This is a genomic window from Asaia bogorensis (assembly GCF_900465345.1).
Lineage (GTDB): Bacteria > Pseudomonadota > Alphaproteobacteria > Acetobacterales > Acetobacteraceae > Asaia > Asaia bogorensis_A.
The window spans coordinates 32,410-49,177 of sequence record NZ_UEGO01000031.1 but is presented as its reverse complement, the minus strand read 5'-3'; the positions used below and the strand labels follow the sequence as shown (position 1 = coordinate 49,177).

Sequence of the window (16,768 nt, the reverse complement as noted above, 5' to 3'; positions counted from 1 at the left end):
AGAAAGGCGCCGGCCCTTCTCCCTTTTTTGTCGTTTTCCTCCATGACGCGGAGCAGGGCTCAGCGTCTGGGGTGATCAGAAGTTCAGACCAGCCTGCAGGAAGATGTAACGGCCGAGATAGAAGCCGTTATAGGTGGTATCAGCCGAGTTCGAGGCTGCGTTGAGAACGAAAGGCGGGTTCTTGCCGGCGATGTTCTGCACGCCACCTTCGAAGTTCCAGCGCTTCCAAGCATAACCGATCGAGATATCCTGCTGGACCATCGCAGGTGTCTTGATACGGGCATTGGCAGCAGGGTTTTCCTCACTGAGGAAAGCTGATCCGTCATTCCAGTTCATGCCGCCGATATACTGGAACATGTAGGAAATTCGGAACGCATCATGCTGCCATGTAAGAGTGGCGTAGTCGCGCACACGTGGCTGACCGACACCACTCTGATAGAACAGGGCGCCTGTCTGGTTCAGATACGCGCCACCAGGCTGCTGCTGCTGCTTGTACTTGACCAGCTGCTGGAAGTTGTTGTCGACAATGAAGGAGTCGTGATGTGTCACTCTCCAGCGATAATTCAGGTCGAAGTCGATACCGCTGGTGAGCAGATTACCCAGGTTCTGATCGAGCGCCGAAACGGTGTTGATCTGCCCATTTGAAAGGCGATTGATCGAGTTGCAGTACGATTGTACGCCGCCTTCGTAGCACTGATTGAGGATGTACTGTGTTGGCAGCGAGCCAATAAGCCCACCGATCGTGTAGTGCCAGTACGTTACCGAGGCTGCGAGACCAGGAATCCAGCGCGGCGTGAGCACGGTACCAAATGTATAGGTACGACCCGTCTCAGGACGCAGGGCCACGTTGCCGCCCTGCAAGGTTGGAACCTGGCCCGAATTGGCTGAATTGAAGTTCTGGGGGTTGGCTACGCCGCCCTTGATGCAGTTGGCAATAAGGCCAGGGCTGGTGGCGCCGGCGCAGGGGTCGGAAGCCGAGACATAGCTCAGACCCACACCGCCATAGAGCTCATACACATTTGGCTGACGGAAAGAGGTGCCGATCGTGCCACGGAAACGGATATCGCGCGTGGGCGCCCAATCGATGCCTGCCTTCCAGTTCTTGGCTCCACCGAAGGTGTTGTACGACGAGTAACGGCCCTGGCCGTCGATCGACAGATCCTTAGCGAAGGCAACGTCCTTGAGGAGCTGCGCATGACCCTGGATATAGCCTTCCGTCACGTTGAAGCCACCTGAGGTGGGCTCTACCGTATTGGTCAGGGAGTAGCCGCTTACAACGAGCGGGTCAGGGTTATTGGTCAGCTGTTCGCCACGATGCTCCATACCCAGCGCTACACCAAAGTCGCCACCGCCCTTCCAGGGCATATGAACGAGATGGTTATTGTGGATGCGCAGGTTCAGGTCACGGAGCTGATACATGGTGTGCTGATACGTCGTATAATTGGCGTATTGCACGGCGCCCGGCGAGAGGCGCGTGAAGGCGTTGGACTGTACGCAGCCTGGCGAACCTGCGCAGGAATTCGGATTATAGACCAGAGCGCCGTTCGGGTCGTTCGGGTCAGCATAGGGCTCCAGTCCCCATTCCTGGAGAAGCTTGGAGTAGTCTCCGACGCCCTGCAGTTCGTTCGTCACCTGGCTGGCACCGTAGGTGTAAGACAGGTCGTACTTCCAGTCATGGACGATATCGCCACGCATGCCGACCATGCCGGTGACAGTATCACTTGCATTATTATTGGTGCGCGGTCCGAACTCGTTCAGACGACGGTACAGCTGAAGATCCTCTCCCGCCGTATTGCCGGGATAACCCGACGGCAGAATGATGCCGTTCGGTAGGGGCGAGGGGGGAACGCTGCCGATTGCCGGCTCAGGGGCGAGCTGGGTTTTCGATGTGCGGTGCGCGTAAAGGACGTTGGAATAAACGTCGAAGTGGCGATTGAACTCGTAATGCAGATCTCCTGAAAGGGTGGAATCCTGCAGTGCATTCACAAGCCACTGGTTCTGAGCGTAGTTGTAGCGCTTGCTTTTGCTATAGGGGCTCAGCGAACCGTTATCGAGATTGCCAACATAAGTGTTCTCGCTGCCGAAATACGTACCGCCGGGTGTGATGATTGAACCAACCTGCAGGTTCGGGTTGGTAGGATAAGCGCCTACGGCCCCAAGGGGGACACTGGACCAGGAGCGATCGCGCTGTGTCACGCCACCCTGAGTCATATAGCTCCCGCCAAGGGTCAGGTTGCCCTTGTCATGATCGAAGTTCCAGCCCTTCATGGCGGAAATCATGCCTGTGCGGTTGTCACCATGGCCAGTGATGCCGCCGCGAATAGTGACGGACCCTGTGTTCAGATCATGGCGTAACTTGATGTTGAGGACGCCCGATACAGCGTCGGCACCGTAGAGTTCCGAGCCACCATCCTTCAGGATTTCGATCGACTGCACCATCTGTACCGGGATGGTGTTGAGGTCGATACAGTTGCTATTGCCGTTCGGCGTCGTGCGCTTGCCGTCGACAAGAACGAGGACGCGGTTCTGGCCCAGGTTGCGCAAATCGACGCAGGACGCCCCGTTGCCGCCATTGGTATTGCTATTGCTCGTTCCGCTGGCGCCGATTGAAGGCAGACGCGACAGGAAGTCGTTAAGGTTCGTCGCACCTGTTTGCTGGATCTGCTTGGACGTGACGATCTGTACCGGATTGGCACTGGTATTATTGGCCGTGGTCAGTGCCGAACCGACAACGATCAGTTCTTCAGACTTGCCGCCCTGTGCGAAGGAAACGGTGTTTGCGGGGGCAACGTTGCGCAGGGCGTTCTGCGAGCGGGTCGGGACCATCGTGGCTGCAGGTGCTGTCTGAGCGCCGAGCTGCGGTCCGTTGACCGGACGAGTGGTGGTCTTGCGAGTCGTGCTGTGTCTGGCGGGCTTGCGATGATGGGTGGTCGCTGCAGCCGTCTGCGAATGGGCTGCGACACTTGTTACGACAGGGGAGAGAATAATGGCCGCGCCCAGCAGCAATCGCCCTCGTCTCTGAAAATTAACGATTTTCATTAAAGTTTGCCCTCGGAATAACTTGGTTTCACGAGGCTGCGTTTTCTATCTTTTTATTGCAAGGTCGTTATCGTTCTGTGACGTTACGTTGCTGAAAACCACTTGGGTCATGTTGCAAAATTGCATCGTTTTGTTGCCACAACGGCGACCTGACCCCGGTTCATCGCTCGAGGGGTGAGGTAGCCGATAAGGTTTGGTCGGATGCTTTGCATAGGCGGGCAGGTATACGAGCTGGCAAGACAGGCGATCGGCATCAGCATCGCGCGACTCGGCGAGAATATCCCTTAACCTTCAGATTTCATTAAGGACCTGCCGGGATAGCGCTGGCTGGCGCAACCATTTGCAGCGCCGGGCGATGCGCGCATTCGGGAAACGCTGCTCGTGTGGCTCAGTAGGATTTCAGCAGCTTGTCCAGATAGTCGAGCTCGCTCTGGGGGCGTGTCCGATCTGCATCACGTCGGCGAAGCTCGCGCTCGATTTCCCTGGCTTTCTCGCGGCTGTCTGCTTCCGGCACTGTGCCGTCCGTGTCAGCGCCGGAATGGCCCTTGCCGGTTTTGCGGCCGAGGGGATCGCGGTCGCTCTTGTCACCGGACTGGCCGTCTCCGTTATCGTCATCGTCGCTATCAGCCTGGCTCTGGCCTCTCTTGTCCTTGCCACCCTGCGCGTGGCCCGAGCTTCCCATTGTAGGCAGCAAGGCAAGCGGTCCACCGCCATGGTTCTTGCCTTTTTGTGCCTCGCTCATTTGCTGGCCGGCTTCGGCAAGATCCTTGAGCACCTTGCGTATGGCGATTTCAGCAGGTCCGTCCTGTGCTGAGGCCAGGGCTGCACGCGCCGCCTTCATGTCCTGATCGGCCTTGGTCAGGCCCGGCATCGTCTTGCCGGTCAAGCCCTTGATGTCGTCATTGAGCAGACGGGCCACCATTTGCAGGGCACGCTGGACAGCGTGATCGTTGCGCCTCTCTTCGTGCTGCAGCGCAATTTCTTCTGGTGAAAGAGATGGCGGCTGGGCCGGGGGCGTTGCCTCATCCATGTCCGGCGGCGGAGCCATCCCGAGACGCTTGAGTAACTCAGCGGTGGACATGGCACTGACATCCTGCCCCGGGGCATTCTGGTTCAGCATGGCCTCGTGCGCGGCGCGCTGGCCAGGGTTCAGGCGGGACTGGGCATGGTCGAGCAAGGTGGTTTCACGTTTGACGAGATCATGCAGGGTCGCTTTCTGGGCTCGCGCCTGTGCCTGCGCCTGAAGCTGCTGGGCGATCTGCGCCAGGTCCTCTGGGGTGGCCGTGCGCATACGCTCGGCCATTCGCGAGAGGTCGTCCAGCCTTTTGATCGCCTGGTCGGCATTGCCATTGGCCGCATCCGATTGAAGGCGGCGCATGAGCCGCGATACCGGGTCCGACCCATCAGCGGGTGACTCGCCGATATCAGGAATGACCGTGCCAAGCTGCATGCTGCGTTGCATCAGGGCCTGCATGCGTCGGCTCAGGGCCTCGCGCAGGGTTTTCATGCGTGAGGCGAGTTCCTGCTGCTCGGCCTCGCTATGTCCGGCAGGGCCCAGCGCACGCATATGAGCGATCTGGTCCTGTACGGCCTTCTGCGCCGCGCGAATCTCCAGATTGGCCTGGGCCGTGTCGCGGTCCGTGTTGCGGAGGTCCTCAAGATATAGCGCGACAGCCCAGGTGAGCCCGATCGTGTTCTCTCTGGCTCTGTCGGAATCCTGATCCTCAAGCTGGGCGGCGGCATAGAGAAGCGCGAGGATGCTGCCTTTCTCCTGCAGCGGCAATGCGCTCGCAATTGCTCTCAGCTCATCGGCGGTCTGTGCGACAGTTTCGCGGTCGAGCCCGAAACGATGCCTCAGGCTCACCAGGGCGCGGGCTGCAGGATCGTGAAAAACCCTCACAGGGAGCGTCACCGTCTCGGATTTGCTGTAGGCTGTCCTCCCGCTGCGGCTCGTGGCCTTGAGCCGCAGCGCGACAGCCTCTCCCGCCCATAGCGAAGCGGTGAGGTCGCTCTGGAACGTGCCGTCTGCCTTGTTGGGCACCCCTCTGAGAGGAATGGGTACATTGAGCGCAGGCTTGTCCGGATCGGCCCTGAGTGTGATTTCTGCCTGTAGCCCCGCTACGCCATGTGCCTGAGCAACCCGCCAGGGCATGGCGAGATCAGCGCCGTCTTTTGCAGGCGCCGGTGGTGATGTCCACGCAACCTCGGGGGCGAGGTCGGGGTCGATCTCGAATTGCCATTCGCCAAGCGTCCGGCCACGCGAGCGAACAGAAATCCTGCCGCTATGAGCGAGTTTGGCGGTGAAGCTCCAGCTCCCGGAATCGAGTTGCTTCGCGGCGACATCGCTTGTTTCGATACCCAGAAGATGGGGCCCCGAGCGTGCGCCAGTCACATGAATGGTGAGTTTTGCATCCTGCGGAAGGCGCGGCGGCGTGGTGGTGTTCGTCAGGAAAACAGGCGCACCGGGGGCATAATCCGGCATGTCGACCCAGGCCTCGATCTGCGGCAACGGGACATCGATATCATCCACGCCCGGCAGGAAGGCGGCCTCGAGCCGCGAGGGTGCCGCCGGACCCGATAGGGCGAGTGTCGCGATCACGCAGATTCCGAATCCCGCCCAACCGAATTTTCGGCCAGTGGTCCAGATCAGTTGTGGCCAGCCCGTGCGCAACCGCCCAACGCTGCCGCGCAGACGAGCCATATGCACGCGCCACAGGGCGGTTTCCTCGCCATCAGCCGGATAGTCATCAAGTGCGGCGAGAGGCTGATGCGATAACCCGGAAGCCCGCTCGATGCGCCTGTCTATGAGGGCGGGTGAGGGCGGGGGCAAACGCGTCAGATTGCGCGCAGCGAGGGCGATGGCCCCTCCTGCAATGCCCGCCAGCAGAAAGGCGTGCAGCGTGTCTGGCAAAGACTGCGGAAGGCGCAGCAACCCCGATATGGCGTAGGCACCTACGAGCGCCAGAGGCCGCTGGACGGCAGACCAGGCAGATTCGAGCCAGAGCACACGTCTTGCTCGATGACGCGCTTTGTGGACGCGTATTTCGAGCGTAAGGCTGGAGCCGGAGGACGGTGCGGGCGGCGCCATGCTCATTCGCTATCCAGCCACTCCGGTATGCTGTCATCACCCCAGAGCGCCTCGACCCGTTGCCGCTTGCGCACGACCTGCCATTGGCCATTTTCAATCATGACCTGTGCGGCGAGGGGGCGACTATTATAGGTCGAGCTCATGACGGCGCCATAGGCACCCGTATCGAGAATAGCGATCTGATCGCCCGTGCGTACAGCAGGCAGAAGCCTGTCCTTGGCAAGAACGTCACTCGACTCGCAAACGGGCCCTACGACGGTCTGGGGGGCCGTTTCAGCATAGGCAAGATCGGGCGCAAGCGGGATGATGCCGTGCCAGGCCCCGTAAAGGCTTGGGCGCGCCAGATCGTTCATCGCCGCATCCACGATCACGAAGTCCGAAATACCCTCGCGCTGGGCTTTGAGATCGATCACCGAGGCCAGAAGAACGCCGGCCGGTGCTGCGATCCAGCGACCGGGCTCAATGGCGAGCTTCAGATCCAGATGGCCCAGTGTCTCGGCAATTGCCCCGGCGAGCGCGGCCGGGGGGGGAGCGAGTTCGTCACGATAGCGCACACCCAGACCACCGCCACAATCCACCACCGAAACGCTCAGACCTTCGTTGCGCAGACCGACCACCATCTCGGCGATACGGGCATAGGCGGCCTTGAACGGGGCAGGCGACAGTATCTGGCTACCAATATGCGTCGCCAGTCCGCGAATATCGATACCCGGCAGGGTGCTGGCTTCGCGGTAGAGGGCCGGGACATCGGCCCAGTCGATTCCGAACTTGTCGCCCAGTCGCCCCGTGCTGATCTTGTCGTGGGTTTCCGCATCGATATGCGGATTGACGCGCAGGGCCACCCGGGCGGTGAGGCTGGAAGCACGCGCAAGATGCGAAAGGCGCCTTAGCTCCTCCACGCTCTCCACATTGATCTGGCCGATATCTTCCTGCAGGGCGAGCATGAGCTCGGCATCTGTCTTGCCGACACCGGAGAACACGATCTGCGATGGGCTAATTCCGGCGGCAAGAGCGCGGCGCAACTCGCCACCGCTCACGACATCGGCACCACAACCCTCCTGATGCAGAACGGTCAGGGTCGCGAGATGGTCATTGGCCTTGAGCGCATAATGCAGCGATATGTCGAGGCCACGCTCGGTGAAGGCTTTCCTGAGATTGCGGGTACGCCGTCTGAGCGTCCCAGCACCCGTGACCCAGCATGGTGTGCCAACCGCGCTTGCTATCGTCTGGAGGGGAACCCCCTCAAACAGCAGACCATCCTGCCCATCCATATGCAACGAGGGGCGAGAGGCGAGAAGGTTCATGATATCAGGGTCGTGGCGTGTCATGAATGACAGACTACAAGGGCAATCTGCGGCTTCCAAGCTGCGATTATGCAAGGGAGAAGGATATTTGATGAGCAGGGACCTGATCGAGGCGGCCCTGGCCGCGCGCAAGCGAGCCTATGCACCCTATTCGCGCTTCCATGTCGGCGCTGCGTTGCGCTGCGAGGGGGTGATCCATGCCGGGTGTAATGTGGAAAACGCGGCCTATCCCCAGGGAAGTTGCGCGGAGGCGGGGGCGATTGCCGCAATGGTCATGGCCGGTGGGCGCCGGATCGACGAGATCGTGATTGTCGGGTCAGGTGAAGCGCCCTGCACCCCGTGCGGGGGCTGTCGCCAGAGATTGCGCGAATTTGGCGCGCCGGATCTGGCCATCAAGATCGTCAACACGGAAGGTAAGATCCTGCTTGAGACAACGCTCGAAGCCCTGCTTCCGTGGTCTTTCGGGCCCGATCATCTTGCGCAGAGCACGGATGAGGTGTCAGGCGGAACAGCGTGATGAAGGCCGCAACAGGGTGGGTGGCGCGTTACGGGGTTTGCAGCAAGCTGTTCTCGTGCGTCGCCCTTGCGGCGCTGGCTTGCATCTTGCCGGGGGCGGCCCTGGCGGCAGGACCGCAGAAATCCCCCCTGGTAGGTGTCGGTTCGGGCACGCGACATGTTGTTGATGTTAACCGGACGCCCTGGCGTATTCTCGGACGTGTGCAGACCGAACTTGGCGTGAAATGTACCGGATTTCTCGTTGCACCCTCTGTCATCATGACAGCGGCTCATTGCCTGTGGCGTGATGAGGCGGCCAATTTCGTACAGCCTTCCAGTGTGCATTTCATGCTTGGTTATGACACAGGGGCGTGGCGCGCTACGGCGCGAGGGGTGAAGTTCATCATTCCCCCGAGCTACGATCCGTTTCACCCGCTGCGCACCAGCCAGGCCGATCATGCGACCGTCATACTGGATCAGCCTCTCATGAAATCGCAGGATTTGCTGCCGATCATGGAGGCAACGCCGGGTCAGACTGCGATGCTGGGCGGGTATCAGCAGGACCGCATGGAACTTGCTATGGGTGACATGGACTGCCACGTGATTCGTGTGCGAGGCCAATTGATCGACCACGATTGTGCGGCGACCCATGGTGCAAGTGGCGCGCCGCTGCTGGTTCGGGAGGGGGCCGTCTGGGCCATTGCCGGTATTGATGTGACGGCGCACGAAGGACAGGGGGGTACGGCAGCCGGTTTCGCTAACGAATTGATTGTTAACAAAACCGTTAGGTAGAACGCGAGTGTCATTCTGAAAACTATAGTCCTCAATTCTCGTTGATATGGCTCAAGGCTCTCAGGAGACATAGAAATCATGTTCGCGAGTTCATCCCTGAAACCCGTCAATGCTTCGCAGGGCGGCGCTGCTCCGACCGTTCTGGTTGTAGAGGATCAGGTGTTGCTGCGTCTCTATGTCTCGGAAATGATCGAGCAGGCTGGTTACAACGTGATCTCTGCCGAAGACGCTGATGAAGCGCTTGCAGTGCTGCGCAAGAACCCCCATATTCGCGCCGTTTTCTCCGATTTCGAAATGCCGAGCGCGATGACTGGACTCGATCTTGGTCATCACCTGTCAAGGACGCGTCCGGATGTGGCGTTTGTCCTGACTTCAGGCCGCAAGGCGCCGGATAGCTTTTCATTACCACCGCGCAGCCTCTTTGTTTCCAAGCCTTTTCTTGAGAGCGACGTTTGTGCGGCGCTGGCAAAGTTGGTGCATTAAGGCCCGGCGTCACCATCACCACCACATTACTTGGGGGCGAATAGAAAAACCGCTCGTTTTCATGCCGACAAGGCAATCCCGAACAATAAAAACAATAACGGGACCTCGTAATGGACAATCTTGAAAAGACAGATCCGGGCGCTTCGGATACTGTCGAGCAGTGCTTCGATCAGTCTGACGCCTTACCGGGCGCCGTGCTCGTGACAGGTGGCTCGCGTGGAATTGGCCGGGCGATTGTCCAGCGCTTCGCAATGGCCGGACGGCGCGTAGCCTTCACATACGCCCATGATCATCTGGCGGCGCAAGGCCTGGTGCAATCCCTCGTCCGGGCTGGGTGCTCGGTCCTGGCGCTGCAACTCGACATACGCTGTGCGGATGCGATTGCTGATGCTTTTGCCGAGACCATCAAAACGCTGGGGCGTGTAGGTGTGGTCGTCAATAATGCAGGTATAACGGGACGAACAACTGTGCTCACCGACGCGACACCGCCAGAGATTGAAGAGGTAATTGACACCAATATCCTCGGCACGATGCTCGTAAGTGCCGAGGCCGTGCGCCATATGTCCATCAAGGCTGGCGGCATGGGCGGGGTTATCATCAATATCTCATCCATCGCAGCGCGCCTTGGAGGCGTACCGGGGCATGTGCCGCTGGCGACGACAAAAGGCGCAATCGAGAGCCTTACGATCGGGCTATCAAATGAGGTCGCAGCTGATGGGCTTCGGGTGGTTGCTGTCGCGCCCGGCATGACACGCACCGCTCACATCACGGATGACATGCGCCGGCGGGCGAGTGCCGTTGTACCGATGGGAATGGTTGCCGAGCCGGGTGATATCGCCGATGCGGTGTTTTTCCTGGCATCGGATCATGCGCGTTATATCACTGGGACCGTGTTGACGGTTTCCGGCGGGCGTTGATTTTTTATTTGGAGTATGGCGCACCCGAAAGGACTCGAACCTCTAACCCCCAGATTCGTAGTCTGGTGCTCTATCCAATTGAGCTACGGGTGCGTAGTGATCATTTGACTGGTCACGTTGTATACTGGCGCACCCGAAAGGACTCGAACCTCTAACCCCCAGATTCGTAGTCTGGTGCTCTATCCAATTGAGCTACGGGTGCGTCGTGGGGCGGGTTCTACTGTGAGTTTCCCAACCCCGCAAGAGGGAAAAAGAATTTTTTTCAATCAATGATTTGGGCGGGTCATGACGATATGGGCGCGACATGTCGGTGCACCATAGATGCCCCCGATGGCATTGCCGACAGGATACCCATTGAACACGATGCTGTAGGGTTTGCCCTGCGCATCCTTGAGATCGAGCTGCGCATGATAGTGGTGCGGGTCGGCCCCACGTACACCCTTCAGAACGAGTGCGTTATCGCCGGGCGTGAAGCTGATGGCTTTGGTGCCAATCTGCAAGGTCGAGTCCGTATTGGTCGGGCAGCTTCCTTCATCGGTGACAAGTGCTCCCGTCCAGAGACCGACCGGGTCCTTGCTCGGGGATTGAGGGGAGGAGCAGGCCGAAAGCGCCCCGATCACACCAAGGAGTGCCGCGCAGGGCAGGGGGCGAAAGCGGGGATACGACATATCGGTCTCGTCTGAATGAAGGAATGGTGACATTTAGGCGGGCATAACGCGTCGTTTGGGATGACGATGCACGACGAACATCCTATACGATGCCCACAGAACTTGCCCATGCACGACGTGTTGAAAGAGCGCCATGACCGACACCGCCCCGCAAAACGCCGATAACCTCGACCTGCAGCTTCATGAAGATCGCATCCTGATCCTCGATTTCGGCAGTCAGGTCACGCAGCTCATTGCCCGACGCGTGCGTGAGAGTGGCGTCTATTGCGAAATCTGGCCTTTCACCGCGACAGAAGAGAAGATCCGCGGTTTCTACCCGCGTGGCATCATCCTCTCTGGCAGCCCGGCCAGTGTTCATGACGACAACGCACCGCAGATCCCCGATGTCGTGTTTGACCTCAACGTTCCCGTGCTGGGTATCTGCTATGGCCAGCAGGCCATGTGCGCGCGCCTCGGCGGCAAGGTTGAAACCCATGAGCACCGTGAATTCGGTCGGGCTCACATCGAGATTGCCGAAGATTGTGCCCTGTTCCGTGGTGCCTGGTCGCGCGGCCATCGTGAGCAGGTCTGGATGAGCCACGGTGATCGCGTCACGGCGCTTCCGCCCGGTTTCCGCGCTGTTGCGTGGTCGGAAGGGGCACCGTTTGCCATCATCGCCGATGAGGGGCGTCGCCTCTATGGTGTGCAGTTCCATCCGGAAGTGGTGCACACCCCGCATGGTGCCGCGCTGATCAAGAACTTCACGCATGAGGTTGCCGGTTGCAAGGGCACCTGGACCATGGCCGGCTTCCGTGACCTCGAAATTGCCCGTATCCGAGAGCAGGTAGGCTCTGGTCGAGTGATCTGTGGTCTGTCAGGGGGCGTTGACTCCTCCGTGGCGGCGAAGCTGATCCATGACGCCATTGGCGACCAGCTCACCTGCATTTTCGTCGATCCGGGCATTTTGCGCGCGGGCGAAGCGGATGAAGTGGTCAAGACTTTCCGTGGCCGTTTCAACATCAGCCTTGTTCATCGCGATGCGTCTGATCTCTTTCTGAACGCCCTGGCTGGGGTTACGGACCCGGAGGTGAAGCGCAAGACCATCGGGCGTCTGTTTATCGAGGTGTTCGAGGAAGAGGCCACGAAGCTGGGCGGCGCACAGTTCCTTGCGCAAGGCACGCTTTATCCGGATGTGATTGAGTCTGTCAGCTTCACCGGCGGTCCTTCGGTCACCATCAAGTCGCATCATAATGTCGGCGGTCTGCCTGACCGCATGAACATGAAGCTGGTCGAGCCCCTGCGCGAGCTGTTCAAGGACGAGGTGCGCGCCCTGGGTCGCGAACTCGGTATTCCAGAAGCCATTGTCGGGCGTCATCCCTTCCCTGGGCCGGGCCTTGCAATCCGTATTCCGGGCGCAATCGACCGCGAAAAGCTCGATCTGCTGCGCAAGGTGGATTCGATCTATCTGGAAGAAATCCGCAATGCCGGGCTTTATGACGCCATCTGGCAGGCGTTTGCCGTGCTGCTTCCGGTCCGCACCGTGGGTGTGATGGGTGACGGCCGCACCTACGATCAGGCCTGTGCCCTGCGCGCCGTAACCAGCACGGACGGCATGACCGCTGAGGTCTACCCCTTTGATTTCGGCTTCCTGAACCGTGTCGCAGGCCGCATCGTCAACGAAGTGCGTGGCATCAACCGCGTCACCTACGACATCACGTCTAAGCCGCCGGGCACGATTGAGTGGGAATGATTTTTGCCCCTCCGGGCGTATCCGAAATCACGCTATAATACGACATAAGCTAATGAAAATACTGAAAAAATCTCTCTGAGACTTTCAGCATCTATCGCCGAGCTAGCCTCCCGTTTGACGGTATGGCTGGCGGTATGGCGCGTCTTGTCTCAACCGGAAAACGCATATACCGTCAGGGGTAAGAGAGCTTCTGACGGTATATTTTTTGCATAAACACTTGGAAATGCTGAATAAAGGCCTGTCAGGTGGCCCAATTTTGGCCTGACGGTATAGTTGGGTGCTCTCCTGCATTTTTTGACCGATCTGGAGGATGCAGATGCTGACCGACACCGCCATCAAGGCACTGAAACCAAAAGATAAATTATACAAGATTGTGGATCGTGACGGTATGTACGTCGTGGTCCAACCTTCGGGTTCAATCGTGTTCCGCTTGGACTACCGGCTCAACGGCCGTCGGGAGACCTTGACGTTGGGTCGTTATGGCCCGGCGGGTCTGTCTCTGGCCCGGGCGCGTGAGAAGCTGATTGATGCCAAGCGCGCGATTTCTGAGGCTCGCTCGCTTGCGTCCGTCTGGCGCATGAGCTGCTTAATCGCGCGGCGACTGTCGCCATGCTCTTTGCGTAGCAGCTCAGCGATGGTCCGCGCATAGACTTCGCGTCCGCCAAGAACGCCTGTCCATAGGGGTAATTTCCTGCCCGTTTTCGGCAACATCTTCCGTTTTCTCCGCAGCTAAACTGTTCCAGTGCGGAGTGACGGCAGAGCCCCGTCATGCGCTGCGGCGGTAGGTCGCCCGGACCGCCGCAGGCAAGTTCGTGAGGCGTAATGTGATGAGCCGGAGAGATTACGATAATGAGCGGTCAGAGCAGCCCGAACGTCCTCTTCGGGCTGCCGAATACGTCCGCATGTCGACGGATCATCAGAAGTATTCGACGGAAAACCAATCCGACGCGATCAAGCACTATGCCGAGGCGCGCGGAATCGAGATCGTCTGTACCTACGCCGACGAAGGAAAGAGCGGGCTCAGCGTCGATGGCCGTGATGCGTTCAAGCGGCTGATCGCGGACGTCGTGGAAGGCCGCGCCGACTTTGAGATGATCCTCGTCTACGACGTGAGCCGCTGGGGGCGCTTCCAGGACACCGACGAAAGCGCCTACTACGAATATATCTGCAAGCGCGCCGGCGTTCGTGTCCAATACTGCGCCGAACAGTTCGAGAATGACGGAAGCCCGATCGCGGCCATCATCAAGGGCGTGAAGAGCGCCATGGCCGGGGAATATAGCCGTGAGCTTTCCGTCAAGGTTTTCGCCGGCCAGGGGCGCCTGATCGAGAAAGGGTATCGTCAGGGAGGCCCGGCGGGTTTTGGACTACGGCGAACGCTCATCGATGAGCACGGCGCTATCAAGGGATGTCTTGAACGGGGCGAGCAAAAGAGTCTCCAGACTGACCGCGTGATCCTGACACTCGGCCCGGCCGAGGAGGTCGATCTGGTTCGCGAAATCTACCGGGCGTTCGTCCATCAAGGGTATAGCGAGAGCGAGATCGCGGCCGATCTCAACAGACGGGGTATTTCCACCGACCTTGGACGACCCTGGACCAGGGGAACCGTCCACCAGATTCTCATCAACGAGAAATATGTCGGCGACAACGTATGGAACCGCCGCTCTTTCAAGCTGAAGAAGAAGCGCGTCCGGAACGATCCCGGTATGTGGATCAGAGCACAGGATGCGTTTGGGGCCGTCATTGAACGCGAACTGTTCGAGGCGGCCAGGACCATCATCGGTGTGCGCTCCTTCCGGCTGAGCGATGAAGAGATGCTGCAATCTCTGAGGGCGCTTTATCAGCAAAAAGGTTTGCTCTCCGGCATCGTCATCGACGAATCCGATGGGATGCCGTCCAGCAGCGCCTACAGCTCCCGCTTTGGCAGCCTGCTTCGCGCCTACGGTCTCGTGGGCTTCACGCCGGATCGCGATTATCGCTACGTTGAAATCAACCGCGAACTGCGAAAGCTCCATCCCGGCATTCTTCGTGAGGTGCTCGATGGATTGCGGGCAACGGGCAGCGATGCCTGGCAGGATCTCGAGGCCGACCGGATAGTCGTCAACAGTGAGTTCAGCGTCTCGTTGGTGATCGCGCGGTGCATCGAGACGCCGACCGGGCTCCTTCGGTGGAACCTGCACTTCGATACCTCGCTCGCGCCCGACATCACGATTGTCGCGCGGATGGATAGAGCCAATCGCGTGCCGTTCGACTTCTATCTGTTCCCCCGCATTGACATGCTCTCCGAAAAGCTGCGGCTAGGAGAGGAGAATGCGCTCGCGCTCGATGCCTACCGCTTCGACGACCTTGAGCTTCTCTATGACATCGCCGCGCCTGTTCCTCTTGGGGAGGCCGCCTGATGCCTGCTGTTCGACCGAACAAGATCGAAATGATCCCTATCTCCCGGATCACGGTTCTGAACCCTCGCGCACGCAACAGGCGCCAGCATCGGGAGATCGTGAACAACATCGAAGCCATCGGCTTGAAGAGGCCGATCACGGTGAGCCGCCGCGATGGCGCAGGCGGGCCGAGATATGATCTCGTCTGTGGTGAGGGCCGGTTGGAAGCCTTTCAGATGCTTGGTCAGACCGAGATTCCGGCCGTGGTGATCGAGGCCAGCGAAAGCGAGTGCCTCGTCATGAGCCTGGTCGAGAATATCGCCCGGCGCACGCCGCGGCCCATCGACCTCATGAAGGAGATCGGCGCGCTACGATCTCGTGGCTTCAACGATGCTGCCATCGCGGAGAAGATCGGTGTCGGGGCATCCTGGGTGAACATGATCGCGTCGCTACTCGAGCGTGGCGAGGAACGGCTGGTGTCCGCCGTCGAAACCGGGCTCATTCCGATCACCTTGGCAATGGAGATTTCCAAAGCCGAAACGGAAGAGGCGCAGAACCTGCTCCTCGACGCCTATGAGACCGGCAAGCTTCGGGGCAAGAAACTCGCCGCGGTTCGACGTCTGCTGGAAATGCGGATGCGCAGCCAGCGCAAGGGTGGATTGCCTGTCGGGCGGTTGGGCCGAAAGGGCACCGGCGTCCGTCGCATGACGGCCGCCGATCTCATGCAGGTCTATCAGCGGGAGGCGGAAAAGCAGCGTCTGCTGGTCAAAAAGTCGGACTTCACCCAGACCCGGCTGCTGTTCGTCGTCGAGGCGCTGAAGGATCTGCTCGGCAATGACGGTTTCATCAATCTGTTGAGGGCGGAGGGGCTGGCGACCATGCCACGCGCGCTCAAGGTCCGTGTGTCGGGAGACGGTCATGACTGAAGAACCGAAGGATCGGGATGACGGCCGTATCCATTTTGGCTTCGACCGCGATTTTCTGACGATCCCCGTCGCGGCAATCGTGCCCCTGAAGACGTTGCCGCCCGGCGCCAGGGAGAGCCGATCCTATTCGCAGGTGCTGAGTTCGATCAAAGCGATCGGCCTGATCGAAGCGCCCGTCGTCATGGCAGACGAAAAGAATGCCGGAACCTGGTTTCTCCTCGATGGTCATCTGCGGCTTGAGGCGCTCAAGGAACTCGGGATCTCCGAGGTCGAGTGCCTGCTTGCAGCTGACGACGACACCTACACCTACAACAAGCGCGTCAATCGCATCCCGCCGATCCAGGAGCATCGGATGATCGTGCGGGCAATGGACCGAGGCGTGTCATCGACCGACATTGCCACCGCATTGAACCTTCAGGTTGAGTCCGTGCTGCGGCGTTTCCGGCTCCTGGAAGGGATCAGCCCCGAGGCGGCCGAGATGCTGAAGGATACGCCGTGTTCGATGAAGGTGTTCGACATCCTGCGCCAGATGACGTCAGTCAGGCAGATCGAAGCCGCAGACCTGATGATCGGCCAGAACAATTTCACCGTGATGTTTGCGCGTGCGCTGCGTGCGGCGACGTCCGAGAACCAACTCGCCGCCACCCGCAAAGGAAAAGGGGGAGGCAAGCCAACGCCCTCGGGCCAGCAGATCGCCCGCATGGAACGCGAGTTGGCGGCGCTCCAGACCCAGGTGAAGTCGGTCGAGGAAACCTACGGCATCGACAATCTGCATCTGACCGTCGCCCGCGGCTATGTCGCCAAGCTGCTGGCGAACAACCGGGTGGTTCGCTGGCTGGCGACCCATCAACAGGACTATCTCAGCGAGTTTCAGAAGATCGCCGAGATCGACACGCTCGGCCCGATCGCGGAAACGCCGGGCGCCTGAGTCAGATATGGGGACCCGGACCCG

Annotated in this window: 13 protein-coding genes and 2 tRNA genes; 9 read left to right on the top strand and 6 right to left on the bottom strand. The window is 59.7% G+C overall.

Annotated elements, in window-relative coordinates; genetic code table 11:
* Positions 1-75: 75 nt before the first annotated feature.
* The 3 genes from ED655_RS10480 to lysA form a co-directional block, all read right to left on the bottom strand.
* Complete coding sequence (locus tag ED655_RS10480; protein ID WP_122050111.1) at positions 76-3,039, bottom strand: TonB-dependent receptor plug domain-containing protein; 2,964 nt, start codon at positions 3,037-3,039, stop codon at positions 76-78.
* A 388-nt stretch (positions 3,040-3,427) separates the two neighbouring features.
* Positions 3,428-6,133, bottom strand: a complete 2,706-nt coding sequence (locus ED655_RS10475; protein WP_122050110.1) for a DUF4175 domain-containing protein — start codon at positions 6,131-6,133, stop codon at positions 3,428-3,430.
* Positions 6,130-7,431, bottom strand: coding sequence for a diaminopimelate decarboxylase (lysA, locus tag ED655_RS10470; RefSeq protein ID WP_240993619.1), 1,302 nt, complete (start codon positions 7,429-7,431; stop codon positions 6,130-6,132). Before lysA ends, ED655_RS10475 begins: the two co-directional genes overlap by 4 nt.
* Between lysA and ED655_RS10465 the strand changes: the two genes are divergently transcribed.
* The 4 genes from ED655_RS10465 to ED655_RS10450 all read left to right on the top strand — a co-directional run bounded on the left by ED655_RS10465 (position 7,430) and on the right by ED655_RS10450 (position 10,118).
* Positions 7,430-7,948 carry a cytidine deaminase gene (locus ED655_RS10465; protein WP_408735670.1) on the top strand — a complete coding sequence of 173 codons (519 nt, stop codon included), beginning with the start codon at positions 7,430-7,432 and terminating at the stop codon, positions 7,946-7,948. The genes lysA and ED655_RS10465 overlap by 2 nt on opposite strands.
* Positions 7,948-8,718 carry a trypsin-like serine peptidase gene (locus tag ED655_RS10460; RefSeq protein WP_122050107.1) on the top strand — a complete coding sequence of 257 codons (771 nt, stop codon included), beginning with the start codon at positions 7,948-7,950 and terminating at the stop codon, positions 8,716-8,718. Before ED655_RS10465 ends, ED655_RS10460 begins: the two co-directional genes overlap by 1 nt.
* 78 nt (positions 8,719-8,796) lie before the next feature.
* Positions 8,797-9,201, top strand: coding sequence for a response regulator (locus ED655_RS10455; RefSeq protein ID WP_122050106.1), 405 nt, complete (start codon positions 8,797-8,799; stop codon positions 9,199-9,201).
* 110 nt (positions 9,202-9,311) lie between these two features.
* Entirely contained in the window at positions 9,312-10,118 is an 807-nt protein-coding gene (locus tag ED655_RS10450) for an SDR family NAD(P)-dependent oxidoreductase (protein WP_122050105.1), read from the top strand.
* A gap of 16 nt (positions 10,119-10,134) precedes the next feature.
* Here ED655_RS10450 and ED655_RS10445 read toward each other — a convergent pair.
* From ED655_RS10445 to ED655_RS10435, 3 genes are all read right to left on the bottom strand, one after another.
* Positions 10,135-10,211 (bottom strand) — tRNA-Arg (locus tag ED655_RS10445).
* Positions 10,212-10,243: 32 nt separating this feature from the next.
* Positions 10,244-10,320, bottom strand: a tRNA-Arg gene (locus tag ED655_RS10440).
* A 64-nt stretch (positions 10,321-10,384) separates the two neighbouring features.
* Complete coding sequence (locus ED655_RS10435; protein ID WP_122050313.1) at positions 10,385-10,786, bottom strand: hypothetical protein; 402 nt, start codon at positions 10,784-10,786, stop codon at positions 10,385-10,387.
* A gap of 133 nt (positions 10,787-10,919) precedes the next feature.
* On the opposite strand from ED655_RS10435, the gene guaA reads away from it, so the two are divergent.
* The 5 genes from guaA to ED655_RS10405 all read left to right on the top strand — a co-directional run bounded on the left by guaA (position 10,920) and on the right by ED655_RS10405 (position 16,744).
* Positions 10,920-12,515: a glutamine-hydrolyzing GMP synthase gene (guaA, locus tag ED655_RS10430; protein ID WP_122050104.1), complete on the top strand. Its 1,596-nt coding sequence runs from the start codon at positions 10,920-10,922 to the stop codon at positions 12,513-12,515.
* Between the two features lie 316 nt (positions 12,516-12,831).
* Positions 12,832-13,164, top strand: coding sequence for an Arm DNA-binding domain-containing protein (locus ED655_RS10425; RefSeq protein ID WP_240993618.1), 333 nt, complete (start codon positions 12,832-12,834; stop codon positions 13,162-13,164).
* Positions 13,165-13,342: 178 nt separating this feature from the next.
* A complete protein-coding gene (locus tag ED655_RS10415) occupies positions 13,343-14,911 on the top strand; it encodes a recombinase family protein (protein ID WP_277302617.1) in 1,569 nt (522 codons plus the stop codon).
* The gene (locus tag ED655_RS10410) at positions 14,911-15,816 is read left to right on the top strand and encodes a plasmid partitioning protein RepB C-terminal domain-containing protein (RefSeq protein WP_122050101.1); all 906 of its coding nucleotides are present in this window, start codon (positions 14,911-14,913) and stop codon (positions 15,814-15,816) included. Before ED655_RS10415 ends, ED655_RS10410 begins: the two co-directional genes overlap by 1 nt.
* Positions 15,809-16,744 (top strand): plasmid partitioning protein RepB C-terminal domain-containing protein, encoded by a 936-nt coding sequence (locus ED655_RS10405; RefSeq protein ID WP_122050100.1) that lies wholly within the window; start codon positions 15,809-15,811, stop codon positions 16,742-16,744. Before ED655_RS10410 ends, ED655_RS10405 begins: the two co-directional genes overlap by 8 nt.
* Positions 16,745-16,768: the final 24 nt, after the last annotated feature.

Bases quoted from the DNA above. Each gene is read 5' to 3' on its own strand.
- ED655_RS10410 (WP_122050101.1), top strand. From the start codon at position 14,911: ATGCCTGCTGTTCGACCGAACAAGATCGAAATGATCCCTATCTCCCGG.
- ED655_RS10465 (WP_408735670.1), top strand. From the start codon at position 7,430: ATGATATCAGGGTCGTGGCGTGTCATGAATGACAGACTACAAGGGCAA.
- ED655_RS10455 (WP_122050106.1), top strand. From the start codon at position 8,797: ATGTTCGCGAGTTCATCCCTGAAACCCGTCAATGCTTCGCAGGGCGGC.
- ED655_RS10415 (WP_277302617.1), top strand. From the start codon at position 13,343: ATGAGCCGGAGAGATTACGATAATGAGCGGTCAGAGCAGCCCGAACGT.
- guaA (WP_122050104.1), top strand. From the start codon at position 10,920: ATGACCGACACCGCCCCGCAAAACGCCGATAACCTCGACCTGCAGCTT.
- lysA (WP_240993619.1), bottom strand. From the start codon at position 7,431: ATGAACCTTCTCGCCTCTCGCCCCTCGTTGCATATGGATGGGCAGGAT.
- ED655_RS10425 (WP_240993618.1), top strand. From the start codon at position 12,832: ATGCTGACCGACACCGCCATCAAGGCACTGAAACCAAAAGATAAATTA.
- ED655_RS10405 (WP_122050100.1), top strand. From the start codon at position 15,809: ATGACTGAAGAACCGAAGGATCGGGATGACGGCCGTATCCATTTTGGC.
- ED655_RS10480 (WP_122050111.1), bottom strand. From the start codon at position 3,039: ATGAAAATCGTTAATTTTCAGAGACGAGGGCGATTGCTGCTGGGCGCG.
- ED655_RS10435 (WP_122050313.1), bottom strand. From the start codon at position 10,786: ATGTCGTATCCCCGCTTTCGCCCCCTGCCCTGCGCGGCACTCCTTGGT.
- ED655_RS10460 (WP_122050107.1), top strand. From the start codon at position 7,948: ATGAAGGCCGCAACAGGGTGGGTGGCGCGTTACGGGGTTTGCAGCAAG.
- ED655_RS10475 (WP_122050110.1), bottom strand. From the start codon at position 6,133: ATGAGCATGGCGCCGCCCGCACCGTCCTCCGGCTCCAGCCTTACGCTC.
- ED655_RS10450 (WP_122050105.1), top strand. From the start codon at position 9,312: ATGGACAATCTTGAAAAGACAGATCCGGGCGCTTCGGATACTGTCGAG.